At 59.0% G+C, this 11,933-nt stretch carries 9 protein-coding genes; 3 read left to right on the forward strand and 6 right to left on the reverse strand.

Features of this window, described 5'->3' with window-relative positions; translation table 11 throughout:
* Positions 1–98 precede the first annotated feature (98 nt).
* Positions 99–2,708, forward strand: a complete 2,610-nt coding sequence (locus ACR0IM_RS02080; protein ID WP_480680675.1) for a TRAP transporter permease — start codon at positions 99–101, stop codon at positions 2,706–2,708.
* Positions 2,705–3,136 (forward strand): universal stress protein, encoded by a 432-nt coding sequence (locus tag ACR0IM_RS02085; protein ID WP_480589002.1) that lies wholly within the window; start codon positions 2,705–2,707, stop codon positions 3,134–3,136. The genes ACR0IM_RS02080 and ACR0IM_RS02085 overlap by 4 nt, the downstream gene beginning before the upstream one ends.
* 2 nt (positions 3,137–3,138) lie before the next feature.
* Here ACR0IM_RS02085 and ACR0IM_RS02090 read toward each other — a convergent pair whose 3' ends face one another.
* Genes ACR0IM_RS02090 through ACR0IM_RS02100 form a run of 3 tightly spaced genes read right to left on the reverse strand, consistent with a single transcriptional unit; the run spans position 3,139 to position 7,227 of the window.
* The gene (locus ACR0IM_RS02090) at positions 3,139–4,179 is read right to left on the reverse strand and encodes a lipocalin-like domain-containing protein (protein WP_480680676.1); all 1,041 of its coding nucleotides are present in this window, start codon (positions 4,177–4,179) and stop codon (positions 3,139–3,141) included.
* The gene (locus ACR0IM_RS02095; RefSeq protein WP_480680677.1) at positions 4,169–6,583 is read right to left on the reverse strand and encodes an ABC transporter permease; all 2,415 of its coding nucleotides are present in this window, start codon (positions 6,581–6,583) and stop codon (positions 4,169–4,171) included. Before ACR0IM_RS02095 ends, ACR0IM_RS02090 begins: the two co-directional genes overlap by 11 nt.
* Positions 6,580–7,227 carry an ABC transporter ATP-binding protein gene (locus ACR0IM_RS02100; protein ID WP_480680678.1) on the reverse strand — a complete coding sequence of 216 codons (648 nt, stop codon included), beginning with the start codon at positions 7,225–7,227 and terminating at the stop codon, positions 6,580–6,582. The genes ACR0IM_RS02095 and ACR0IM_RS02100 overlap by 4 nt, the downstream gene beginning before the upstream one ends.
* A gap of 158 nt (positions 7,228–7,385) precedes the next feature.
* Between ACR0IM_RS02100 and ACR0IM_RS02105 the strand changes: the two genes are divergently transcribed.
* A complete protein-coding gene (locus ACR0IM_RS02105) occupies positions 7,386–7,820 on the forward strand; it encodes an ion channel (RefSeq protein WP_480588994.1) in 435 nt (144 codons plus the stop codon).
* Here the strand turns inward: ACR0IM_RS02105 and cls are convergent.
* The 3 genes from cls to ACR0IM_RS02120 all read right to left on the reverse strand — a co-directional run bounded on the left by cls (position 7,817) and on the right by ACR0IM_RS02120 (position 11,906).
* Positions 7,817–9,229 (reverse strand): cardiolipin synthase, encoded by a 1,413-nt coding sequence (cls, locus tag ACR0IM_RS02110; protein WP_480680679.1) that lies wholly within the window; start codon positions 9,227–9,229, stop codon positions 7,817–7,819. The two genes, ACR0IM_RS02105 and cls, sit on opposite strands and share 4 nt — an antisense overlap.
* A 23-nt stretch (positions 9,230–9,252) precedes the next feature.
* Complete coding sequence (locus ACR0IM_RS02115) at positions 9,253–10,227, reverse strand: HAD family hydrolase (protein WP_480680680.1); 975 nt, start codon at positions 10,225–10,227, stop codon at positions 9,253–9,255.
* Positions 10,228–10,295: 68 nt separating this feature from the next.
* Positions 10,296–11,906 (reverse strand): arylsulfatase, encoded by a 1,611-nt coding sequence (locus ACR0IM_RS02120; RefSeq protein ID WP_480680681.1) that lies wholly within the window; start codon positions 11,904–11,906, stop codon positions 10,296–10,298.
* Positions 11,907–11,933 lie beyond the last annotated feature (27 nt).

Genomic DNA, 11,933 nt, shown 5'->3' on the forward strand with positions numbered 1-11,933 from the left:
GGCTTGAAGCAGGGTGCCAAACGGCGCCCTGCGACCCAAACCCGAACAAATCGGGTGGTTCAGAAGGCCAAAAATGGCCGCGACGGGGAGACATTTCCATGAGTTCCGACACACAATCCAATCGCCCGCTATCCGAAGAAGAGCTGCAGGAACTTGTAGCCTCGTCCGATGCGGGTGGGCGAAATCCAGTCGGTAACGTCGGGGTTTTTCTGGCCATTGTGGCCGCGATCTGGTCGATCTTTCAGGTGCTTTTGGCCTCACCTATCGCCAACTATGTGTTGCCGGGCAGTGTGGTGAACAATGCGCGGCAGTTCCACCTGGCCTTTGCGATGTTTCTGGCCTTTGCGGCCTATCCGGCGCTGAAATCCAGCCCACGTGACTACATCCCGGTCCAGGACTGGATCATGGGGATCGTCGGCGCGTTTCTGGCTCTGTACGGATACTTCTTCTACGAAAAGATCGTCGACGCAGGGGGACTTGCCGACGATACGGATAAATGGGTGGCTCTGGTAGGTCTGCTGCTACTGTTTGAGGCCGCGCGCCGCGCGCTAGGCCCGGCAATGGCCATTATCGCAACGATTTTTCTGGCTTATGTGTTCTTTGGCTCTTCCGAATGGGTGCCCGAAGTAATCCGCTGGAAAGGCGCGAGCCTGAAGAAGGCGATGAGTCATATGTGGATCACGTCCGAGGGCGTATTCGGTATCGCGCTTGGTGTTTCTACAAAATTCGTGTTCCTGTTCGTGCTGTTCGGCGCTTTGCTGGATAAGGCCGGGGCAGGGAACTACTTTATCAAGATGGCCTTTGGTGCGCTTGGCCACCTGCGCGGTGGTCCGGCCAAGGCGGCTGTTGTTGGTTCGGCTGCGACTGGTCTGATCTCGGGCTCGTCGATTGCCAACGTCGTGACCACCGGCACATTCACCATCCCTTTGATGAAACGTGTGGGCTTCTCAAGCGAGCAAGCGGGTTCGGTCGAGGTTGCCTCATCCGTGAATGGTCAAATCATGCCGCCGGTGATGGGCGCTGCGGCCTTCCTGATGGTCGAATATGTGGGCATCTCTTACGTTGAGGTGATCACTCACGCCTTCCTGCCCGCCGCGATTTCCTACATCGCGCTGGTCTACATCGTGCACCTTGAGGCGGTGAAGCGGAACATGCCCACGCTGGGCAATCGCGAGGTGCATCTGGCGCGCACGGTCGTTGGGATGCTGTCCTTCTTCCTCGTGTTCGCTGGCCTCTGCTATGGCTCGCAGTTCCCGGTCGAAGCGGTTACCAGTTGGGCCCCATCCTCTGCAGGTCTGATCCTGAGCCTGATCGTCTGTGCGGTCTACGTCGTGTTGCTGTACCTGGCCGCGCAGGTGCCAGATCTGGAGCCCGACGATCCGAATGCCAAAGAGGTGGAACTACCGGTAATCGCAGAGATCTACAAAGCAGGTCTTCACTATCTGCTGCCGATCATCGTTCTGGTCTACTTCCTGATGATCGAACAGAAATCGCCAGGGCTGTCGGCATTCTGGGCGACGGCGCTGCTGTTCGTGATCCTGCTGACGCAAAAGCCGCTCAAGGCGCTGTTCCGTGGACAAAGCAATCTAAAAGACAACTTCATCGACGGTGTCGCTGATCTGTGGCAGGGCCTGATCGATGGTGCGCGCAACATGATCGGGATCGCTCTGGCCACGGCCACGGCTGGTGTCATCGTGGGTACCGTGACCCTGACCGGGGTCGGGCAGGTGATGGCCGATTTGGTCGAGTTCCTTTCAGGCGGAAACCTGATCCTGATGTTGGTCATGGTTGGCTTGCTCAGCCTGATCCTTGGCATGGGCCTGCCGACCACGGCGAACTATATCGTGGTTAGCTCGCTTATGGCCGGTGTGGTTGTCGAACTGGGCGCGCAGAGCGGTCTGATCGTTCCTCTGATCGCCGTGCACCTGTTCGTGTTCTATTTCGGGATTATGGCAGACGTGACGCCACCAGTAGGTTTGGCCAGTTTTGCAGCCGCCGCTGTGTCGGGGGGCGACGCGATCAAGACCGGCTTCACCGCGTTCTTCTACAGCCTTCGCACCGTTGCACTGCCGTTTGTGTTCATCTTCAACACGGACCTATTGTTGATTGATGTGACCTGGGTTGAAGGGATCATAGTTGCGATATTTGCAACAATAGCGATCCTTGTCTTCACGGCGGGGACAATGGGGTACTTCCTGACCCACAGCCGTATCTATGAAAGCATCGCACTGATCGCCGTGGCTTTTGCTTTGTTCCGGCCCGACTATTTCATGGACCGCATCGCGCCGCCTTATACGTCGGTCGAGCCAGCCGCCTTTGTGGAAACCATTGGACAAACCCCCCCGGGGACCGAGGTGCGAATGGTGGTCAGCGGCCCGGATTTCGACACGCTTGAGATGACAGACACGACAGTCGTTGTTTCGGTCGGCAACGAAGAAGGCGGTGAATCCCGGGTCGATGCCATGGGGCTGATGCTGTTGGAAGAGGACGGTCTGATCAAGCTGGAGGAACCGATGTTCGGCACGCCCGTGGCGGATGAGTTGGACATGTTCGACTATTACGGCGATGAAGCGGTGCGTCTGACTTCGATCAGTCTGCCGTCCAGCCAACCTCCGAAGCAATTGATGTATATCCCTGCGCTGATCCTGCTGGGACTGATCGCCTTCCTGCAACGTGGCCGTGCCGCCAGACAAGAGGTGCCCGCATGACAAACTCTGTTCTCTGCGCCGTCGATATCAGCAACGGCGACCTTGACGTGAATGTGCTGAAGACAGCGGCAGTATTGGCCGATCAGCACAACGCACAACTGGATGTGGTGACCGTTCTGCCCGATTTCGGTGAAAGCTGGGTTTCCGGTTTCTTTCAGGCCGACTTTCACGAAAAGGCGTTGGAAGAGGCGCAGGCCAAACTGTCTGAGTTGTGCATTTCAGCCCTTGGGGATGAGCGGAACGCCAAGATCCGCCATGTCGTCGCCACCGGCACGGCCTATCAGGAGATTCTGAAAACCGCCGAAAGCGCTGGCAGCGATCTGATCGTTATTGGTGCACACAAACCGGACCTCAAAGACTACCTGTTGGGGCCGAACGCGGCGCGGGTTGTACGCCACTCGACTGTTTCGGTCTACGTCGTGCGCTAGGGTCAGTACCCCGTCATCTCAAGGTATCCGCGGCCTTGGTGGCTGCCGGATACCGTGACGGGTCCTTCCCAGTACTCGAAGCTTGTACCCATCCAGGAATCGGGTGTGATGGCGGAAACCTCGACGTCCAAGTCGCGTTCCGGCAGGGTTACGCGCCATTGAACGGGCACGTCCCGTCCCGCCACTCGGGCGGTGTCCAGTGGGGTGAAGGATACGGAACCGTCCGGAACGGGCATGGTGGTTCCGTCCGGCGCGATCCACGTAGCCGCCGTGAAATCGCCGCGTCCGCCGCGCAGGCGGAAGGCCATCAGCTTGTCTCCGTCGTCAAAGCTGAGCGAAAACCAGTCCCAGCCGCTCTGATCCGCGGCCAGTGGTTGTGAGGACCACTCGCGGTCCAGCCAGCCCTGACCGGTGACCGCCACATCACCCTCGGGCAGGTGCAGCACGCCCTCGACCGTATAAAAGGGTTGCGAGTAATAGTAGCTGGCTTGCCCATCGGCGGACTTGATCGAGTATCCGGCGTCTCCGTGAAACACAAACGGGCCGTGGGCGTTCAGCGACAGGTCATAGGTAAACTCGGCGCCGCTGGCCGAAAGGGTCACCGCGCTGGGGTTTGCTCCGCGCATACGCCATTCGTCGATCCAGGCCTCGAACGGGTCAGAGGTCACCCCGGCCTGACCAATCCCCCCGCGCGACAAGCGTTCGGCGAAATAGTGCGTTTCAGGCGTCGTGACGGCGGCGTGGCCCATCCACAGTTGCGGGCTCTGCCACCCATCCGCCTCAAACGGTTTCACGGCTGATCGGAACAGGGTCCATTGAATACCGTAATCGCGCCCGTCCTCGCCGGTCAGGTTTGCGGTCAGGTACCACCATTCGATCCGAAAGCTGGGATGCGGGCCGTGATCGTGGGGGAATTCGAATTGATAGCCGGGTTGCGGTATGTCGAACCCTTCGGCCGAACCACCCAACCCGGCATAGCCCTGCGCGCGCAAAGCAGAGGGGGGCAACAGGAACAGAACAAAGAGCCAGGCTTTAACGTTCATTGGCAAAAACCCTCAACAAATCGGCAGGCGGTAGACGAAGCAAACGCAGCGCGGGTAAGGCGGCCGCGACAAAGGCGGCCAACAGGGTCAGAGCGAATAGATAGGCCCAGTCAGCCGGGAAAAGATACATCGGCAGCCGCCAGCCAAATGCTTGTACGTTGATCACCGCCAACAGGGCCCAAGCCAGTACCAGACCCAGCGGCAGGGCCAGAACCGCTGTCAGAGCAGACAGCAGCACGCTGCGCAACAACTCTAGCCGCGCCAATTGCAACCGTGTCAGACCCAGCGCCCAGACCGGCGCAACTTGCGGCAGGCGTTGGGTCCACAAGGTCAGCAGGCTGGTCAGGATAGCAAACCCGGCAACGCCTAGAGTCAGAACGTTCAACGCCGATGTCACGACAAAGGTCTTGTCAAAGATCGTCAGCGATTGCGCTTTCATCGCCGCCTGCTGCACGACGGCTTGGCGTGGTAGGTCGAACTGATCTCTCAGGGCTTGTGCCATCTCTGTGGCGCGCTCTGGTGCAATACGGATACCGAACCGGCGTGTGTCAGCCCCCGGCGCGATCCGGTCCAGCTGAAACATCGACACGATGGCTTGACCGGTAGGATTTCCGTAATCCGAATAGACGCCCGCAATTGGCAGCGAATGCCCCTGTCGGAGGGTCAGCGCGTCTCCGGGCCACAGGTTCGCACGCCGGGCGAGTTGTTCGTTGACCAGGACGGCATCACCCGCATGAAGGCGATCCCACACGCCGTCCGAGGATGCGATGATCGGCCAATGCTCGCGGTAGGTCTGGTGGTCCACAATCCCATACAGAAAGAGCGGCCCCGTTTCATGCGTCAGCTCAATGCTGCGGATTGGAAGTACCGCGTCCACCTGCGGTTCTAGCCACTGTGCGATCTGTTGGCCTTGCTGATTGTCGGTGGCGGTAATGTAAAGTTCGGAGGTCAGGCGCTGATCCAGCCAACCGGTGAAGGTCAACCGAAAGCTGGATACCATGGTGCCAACGCCGACATTCGCCGCCAAGGCCAGCAGCAGCGCCATCAGGGCCAGCGAAAGTCCAGGCAATTGCGCACGCATGTCGGCCCAAACCCATTGTGCAACAGGACCTAGGGCGTTGCGTTGGAATACCGACAGGGCAAGTGACAGCAGGGATGGCAGGATCAGTGCGGCGCCAGTCAGGATACCACCCACCATGGCAAACCCTGCGATCAATCCGTCGATCGTATATCCGATGGCAAAGCCACCGCCGATCAGGATCAACCCGAGCAGCCCGGTAGTGCGGTGCCCGCTTGTTGATCCTCGCCATGCCTGCAGGCCAGCCCCGGTCAGTAAGGGCATACGTGACAGTCGAAACAGGGCCTGACCACTGGCCAGTAGCGTGCCCGCCAAGGCCATCGCCAGACCGACCAGAACCCATTGCGGCTGCAGGGTCATTTGCCCGTCAACGGGCGCTCCGTACAGCCCGCGCAAGGTGGCAGCGACGTCGGGCAGCAAGGCGCCGGCCAGAAAGAAGCCAAGGATCAATCCCAACAGGCCGCCAATCAGGGCCAGGAGGGCCAGTTCCGCCATGATCATCCAGACCAGCCGCCGCATCGAAACACCCAGTGCCCGCAAGGTTCGGATCATCGCTCGCCGCTGGGCAAAGGCCAGACCGACGGTGCCGTGGACGATGAATAACCCGACAGCAAAGGACAACAGGCCGAAAGCCGTCAGGTTCAGGTGAAAACTGTCCGTCAACTGGGCTGCGTCCAGCCGGGCCGAGGCCTCAATGCGTTCCAGTTCGGGTGCGATGTCCGACAGCGGAGGCGTGTCGCGCGGCTGATCGGGCAACACCAGAAGCCGGGAAATCTGGCCGGGTTTCTCCAGCAGCTTCTCGGCCACGCCAATATCGGTGAGGATCAGGTCGGGCGGGACTGCATCCGTTTGCAGGATCGACGGAAGATTGTCATGCGTACTCAGCACATCGGCCAGTTCGGGGGATGCCAGTAATCGGCCAGGTGCGGTCAGAATGTCGGCCGGTTCCGGGGGCGTTGCCGACTGTTCGATCTGCGTCACAGCGGGCAGGGCTGGATAGGCCACCATGTCGACACCCATCACCTGTACCGTGCGTCCATTCAGACGCAATGGCCCTTCCAGAACCGCTGCGACCTGCCACCCGGCGCGGCGTAGCGCGACATAGCGCGCAATCGGGATCAGACCGGAGGGGTCGCGCAACTCGTCATAAAGGCCCAGCGCAAGCTGGTCGTTAGCGCGCTGATAGCTGGCGCGCGCCTCGGCGTTGATCGCCTGAACGGCGGACCACAGCCCCGTGGCCAACGCAATTCCGATCAGCAAGGTGGCCATTTGCAGCTTGTGGCGCCGCCAATGCGACAGCAGGGCCTGTATCACCGCGCCGGTCATGTGATGTTGCCACCGGCCAGATGCGCGTGCCTGTCCAGCCGTCCGGCGATATCCTGCGAATGAGTGACCAACAGCAGGGCAGCGCCGGTATCGGCGACCAGCGACAACATCAGGTCCAGCACAGTGGCGCTGGCGGTTTCGTCCAGATTTCCCGTGGGCTCGTCCGCCAACAGAAGTTTTGGTCGCGCGGCCATGGCGCGGCCGATGGCGACGCGCTGTTGCTGCCCGCCGGACAAGCTCTCGGGAAAACGCGTCAGCAAGTCGGACAGGCCTAACCGCTTGGCCAGCTGCGTGGTCCAGGCGTCATCCTCGCGATCCGCCAGCCTGGCGTGGAATGACAGGTTCTGCGCAACCGTCAGCGAGGGTATCAGGTTGAACTGCTGAAACACCAGCGAAACGCTTTGCCGACGCAACGCGGCGCGTCCGGCGTCATCAAGTGGTGACAGGGCGGTTCCGTCCAGCGTGATCTCTCCGCCGTCGAAGCTGTCCAGAGCTGCCGCGAGGTTGAGCAGCGTGCTTTTGCCGCTACCGCTTTCTCCGGTCAAGGCCAGCGTCTGCCCCTGGTCGAGGGTCAGCGACACGTCCCGCAAAACGGGGCGTCCACCTGGATAGGATTTCTGGACCTTGTCGATCGTCAGCAGCATGCAAAAACCTCGGACTGTGCACGCAACAATGTGCGCCGCTGACCGGCAGAGTCCAGCGTCCAGCCGCATTCGTTTCCATTCGCCGCAGCCTTGTCCTTTTCCGGTTAAGTCGCCATTGTGGTGGAACTTCTTCGGGCCGGAACATGATAAGCGAATTGATGACGTTAACGCAGCAAATCCTTTGGGGCAGCATATATCTGGGCATCTGTTTTCTGATCGAGATCATCCTTCTTACGTGGTGCACACAGGTGGTTCGCGTCATGTCGCTGAGGTTGGAAAACAGTAAGAAGTTCTTTTCTATCGCGGCACCTATCTGCATCGCCCTCGTCTTTATCGTTGCCATTCACACGTTTCAGGTCTGGCTTTGGGCAATCGTCTGGATGCTGGGGGATGTACTGCCTGACTGGAACTCGGCCTTGTACTTCTCATTGGTGACGTTCACCACGCTGGGCTATGGCGATATTGTCCTGGGAGAACCACTGCGAATATTCGGAGCGTTCGCGTCGGTGACCGGTCTGCTGGCGTTCGGGTTGTCTACCGCCTTTATGGTGGCGCTGATGACACAGGTCTTCAAAGAGGAACTGATGTCCTAGAGGATCGGCGCGAAGAGCCGGGCGAGGGGTGACCCAAACCGGATATAGGCCGGTTGTTCGGGAAGTTTCTTGGTCAGTTCATAGCTTTTTTCGAAATCAGCCCGCAGCATCATGTCCACGGCCTGCGCCGCTCGTGGATCAAAGAACAGGGCCATCGCTTCGAAATTCAGGCGGAAAGAGCGGTTGTCCAGATTGGTGGTTCCAACGGCGGCCAGCGTGTCGTCGACCACAAAGACTTTCTGGTGCATGAAACCGTCGGTGTATCGGAACACGCGCGCGCCGCATTCCCTGACCTCGTCAAAATAGGCGAAGGCGGCCAGCCAGGGCAGGCGGTGGTCGATGACGTCAGGCACCAGAATGCGCACATCCACACCGCGCAGGGCGGCGTGTTGAAGGGCAGTTATGATGTCAATATCGGGCACGAAATAAGGAGAGGCGATCCACAGTCTTTCTTTCGCTTCGGTGATGGCGGCAAAGAACATCATCGCGCCGGTTTCCGTTTCGTCGCCGGGGCCGGTAGCGACGATCAGGGCATTCATGTCCTGATCGGATTCTGATCCGGCCCAGTCCAGTTGTTCGATCAGATCTTCTTCATGGGCCCAGTGCCAGTCTTCAGTGAAAATCAACTGCAGCTGCCGGACGATATGGCCGGTCATCCTGATATGCGTGTCGCGCCAATGACCGAAATGCGCGTTTTGGCCCAGATATTCCACACCCACATTGTGACCGCCGGTAAAGCCGGTCTCACCATCGATGATCACGGTTTTGCGATGATTGCGGTAATTCAGTTGAAAACGGTATTGCGGCCCTCGACGGTCTCGCGGATTGGCGATCTCGATTCCGGCTGCGCGCAGCTCGTCCAGATAGGCGGTTGGTAAGCCATAGCTGCCCACAGCATCCGTCATGAACCGAACTGACACGCCGCGTTTGGTGGCGGCGATCAGCTTGTCTTTGAGCTGTTTACCCAGTGCGTCATCACGGACGATGTAGAACTGGATCAGGATATAATTCAGCGCAGCATCGATTTCCTTGAATATGGCGTCGAACGTCGCTTGCCCGTCAATCAGCAATTCGGCCCCGTTTCCGCGCGAGACCGGCAGATGTGCCAACGCCTCGAAAGGGCGGGGGTTGATCGTCATCGAGGCCGGATCTGGTTTCGAGAAATCCGCAAATGTTTTGATGCCTTCGACGACCCTTTCGCTGTGCTTGCGAGCGATCCGATAACCGCGGAACCGGTGGTGCCCCAGAAACAGATATAGCGGCACACCGACAAACGGGGCCGAGATCAAAAGGACCACCCACCCGACGGCCCCCTGGGGCGTGCGAGCGGTCTGGGCCGCCCGTATCGAAAACACCGCGGCCGTCACATACAGAAAGAAGACGAACGCGGAAACAAGCAGTGTCCACATGGGGTTATCGGTCTCTGAGTGCCTTATTCGGAACCAGTGTAGATGCGATCCCAGTCTTGCGCCATATCAACAATGACCCAGCCCATGTCGGGCCCCTTGTCCAGCCCGTCGACCAGTTTCCCGATCGGGCTTTCGCGGTCATAAGCCCATTCACGCTCGGCATCGGTGTGGTGAATCAGAACCCCCAGTCGCGGACCGTCGCCTGCAGTGGTCCATTCCAGCATGGCGAAATCCCCGTCCGAGTTGCCGCCAGCCAGAATGGGGCGTCTGCCAATCGTGCGTTCGATGTTGATGGGCTTGCCCTCTTTGTCATCGACAAAGGCGATGCCGGGGGCCTTGGTTATGACCGGAGCGCCATCATCTGTTTCATAAGTTGTGTCGGCATACGTGCCCAGAACCTGTTCGGGCGGGATGCCATAGGCATCTTCGGCAAACACGCGCATGAAGTGCAGACCGCCGCCCGAGACAATATAGGTGCGGAATCCTTCATCCCTGAGATAGCGCAGCAGTTCCACCATCGGTTGATAGGTCATCTGATCGTAGGGCAAACCAGTATCCGGGTGACGCGCCGTGTCCAGCCATTCGGCGACGGATGCCTGGAATTCCTTGACACTCACACCGGAATGCGAGGCGTTCAATACTTCGATCAAGGCATCGTGACCGCCCTCTGCGACAGCTTGCAGATCGCCATTTGCCGCAGCTTCCAGCGTTGGGCTGGTTAGGATCGAGGGGTCCGCCTCGGCCAGATCGGCAAGGCGATCCATGGCGTAGGTGAGCTGAAAATAGACCGGCTGTTCGGCCCACAGAGTGCCGTCATTGTCGAACACCGCAACCCGCTCGGCCGGTGTGACATAGACGGCGCCGTTCGGGTCAGTAACTGCCTCGACGAATTCGATGATCCTATCCTTGGACGCGGACGTGCCCCAACTAGGCAGAGGGTCGGCAGACAAGGTCAGCGGAGCCATGACAAGAGCGGCTGAAAGAACTGCATTCCTCATGAGAAATTTCCTTGCTTCAATTGGTAAAGGGCCACCAATGTACGGGCGGCCCTTCGTATTTTGATGGGTTAATTGTTGGTCGGCGAGGACAGCTTCTCCATCACCTGATCCAGGTTGAAGCTGGCAGCCTTTTGGCGTGGCGGGTATTCTTGGAAGGTCTCCAGGAAACCGCCGACATATTGCTGAGCAGGCACCAGGAAATAGGCCCGATTCAGCAGCCAGTCGTAGTAGGTGTTGGACGTCCGGTAAGCGCGCTCATAGGGATCGCGACGCAGGTTCACGATCAGAGGAATGCGCAGCTCGGTCCAGGGTTCGATCCATGCGCGCAGGGTGCCCCACGCCTTCTGCTCAAGGAAGATCAGCTTCCAATCGTCAAAGCGCAATGCGGTCAGATCACCGTCATCCGAGAAATAGAAGATCTCGCGACGCGGGCTTTCCGAGGTTTCACCGGTCAGCAGGGGCAGGATGTTGTAGCCATCCAGATGCACCTTGTAGTCGCGGCCCATACCTGAGGAGTTGTAACCTGCCTTCAGCTTTTCCTTGATGTCCGGATCACCGGCAATAGCAAGGTAAGTCGGCAGCCAATCCATATGGTGCACAATTTCATTGGTGACCGATCCGGCCTCAATCTTGCCGGGCCAGCGTACCATCGACGGAACGCGCCATCCGCCTTCCCAGTTGGTGTTCTTCTCACCCCAGAATGGCGTCGAAGCGCCATCCGGCCACGTGTTCATGTGCGGCCCATTGTCGGTGGAATAGTGAACGATGGTGTTGTCGGTGATGCCAAGCTCATCCAGCAAGTCCAGCAGCTGGCCTACATGCATGTCATGTTCGATCATGCCTGCGGTGTATTCATCGGCCACGCGGCCTGCGATGTCGTTGGCTTGCGCGCGCATCTCATCCTTCACGTGGGTACGGAAGTGCATCCGAGTGCCATTCCACCAAACATAGAAAGGTTGGCCTTGTTCGTGGGCACGCTTGATGAAATCGATGGCAGCCGCAACGGTCTCTTCGTCCACTGTCTCCATGCGCTTGCGGGTCAGGGGGCCGGTGTCCTCGATGGTGCCGTCGGCCTTGGACTTAATAACGCCGCGCGGCCCATAGGCTTCGCGGAAGGTGCGGCCATCAGCCAGAACCGCATCGCCGGGATAGTCCTCGTTTTCAGGCTCTTCCTCGGCGTTCAGGTGGTATAGATTGCCGAAAAACTCATCAAATCCATGGTTTGACGGAAGATGCTCATCCTTGTCTCCGAGATGGTTCTTGCCAAATTGACCAGTGACATAGCCGTGGTCCTTCAACAGGCCAGCAATAGTCGGATCTTCGACCTGCATCCCCAGATCAGCACCGGGCAAACCAACTTTGGACAGGCCGGTCCGGTACACCGATTGCCCCATGATGTAGGACGAGCGGCCAGCAGTACAGGATTGCTCACCATAATAGTCGGTGAAAATCATGCCTTCCTTGGCGACGCGGTCGATGTTCGGCGTCTGATACCCCATCAGACCCATCGTATAGGCCGAGATATTGGACTGCCCGATGTCGTCACCCCAAATGACCAGGATGTTGGGTTTCTGGTCCTGTGCCCAGGCGGGAAGTGCCAACGCAACGGCGACGGTAGCCACAGCAATACGACGCAACTCGGTGCGCCACCTGTATGCAATCGAACGTGGTGGTGACATGATATGCTCCTGATCTGTAAGAGTTTG

The sequence above is a fragment of the Ruegeria sp. BF6 genome (assembly GCF_056538665.1).

Excerpts from the sequence above, each read along its gene's own strand:
- ACR0IM_RS02080 (WP_480680675.1), top strand. The coding sequence starts at position 99 with ATGAGTTCCGACACACAATCCAATCGCCCGCTATCCGAAGAAGAGCTG.
- ACR0IM_RS02085 (WP_480589002.1), top strand. The coding sequence starts at position 2,705 with ATGACAAACTCTGTTCTCTGCGCCGTCGATATCAGCAACGGCGACCTT.
- ACR0IM_RS02090 (WP_480680676.1), bottom strand. The coding sequence starts at position 4,179 with ATGAACGTTAAAGCCTGGCTCTTTGTTCTGTTCCTGTTGCCCCCCTCT.
- ACR0IM_RS02095 (WP_480680677.1), bottom strand. The coding sequence starts at position 6,583 with ATGACCGGCGCGGTGATACAGGCCCTGCTGTCGCATTGGCGGCGCCAC.
- ACR0IM_RS02100 (WP_480680678.1), bottom strand. The coding sequence starts at position 7,227 with ATGCTGCTGACGATCGACAAGGTCCAGAAATCCTATCCAGGTGGACGC.
- ACR0IM_RS02105 (WP_480588994.1), top strand. The coding sequence starts at position 7,386 with ATGACGTTAACGCAGCAAATCCTTTGGGGCAGCATATATCTGGGCATC.
- cls (WP_480680679.1), bottom strand. The coding sequence starts at position 9,229 with ATGTGGACACTGCTTGTTTCCGCGTTCGTCTTCTTTCTGTATGTGACG.
- ACR0IM_RS02115 (WP_480680680.1), bottom strand. The coding sequence starts at position 10,227 with ATGAGGAATGCAGTTCTTTCAGCCGCTCTTGTCATGGCTCCGCTGACC.
- ACR0IM_RS02120 (WP_480680681.1), bottom strand. The coding sequence starts at position 11,906 with ATGTCACCACCACGTTCGATTGCATACAGGTGGCGCACCGAGTTGCGT.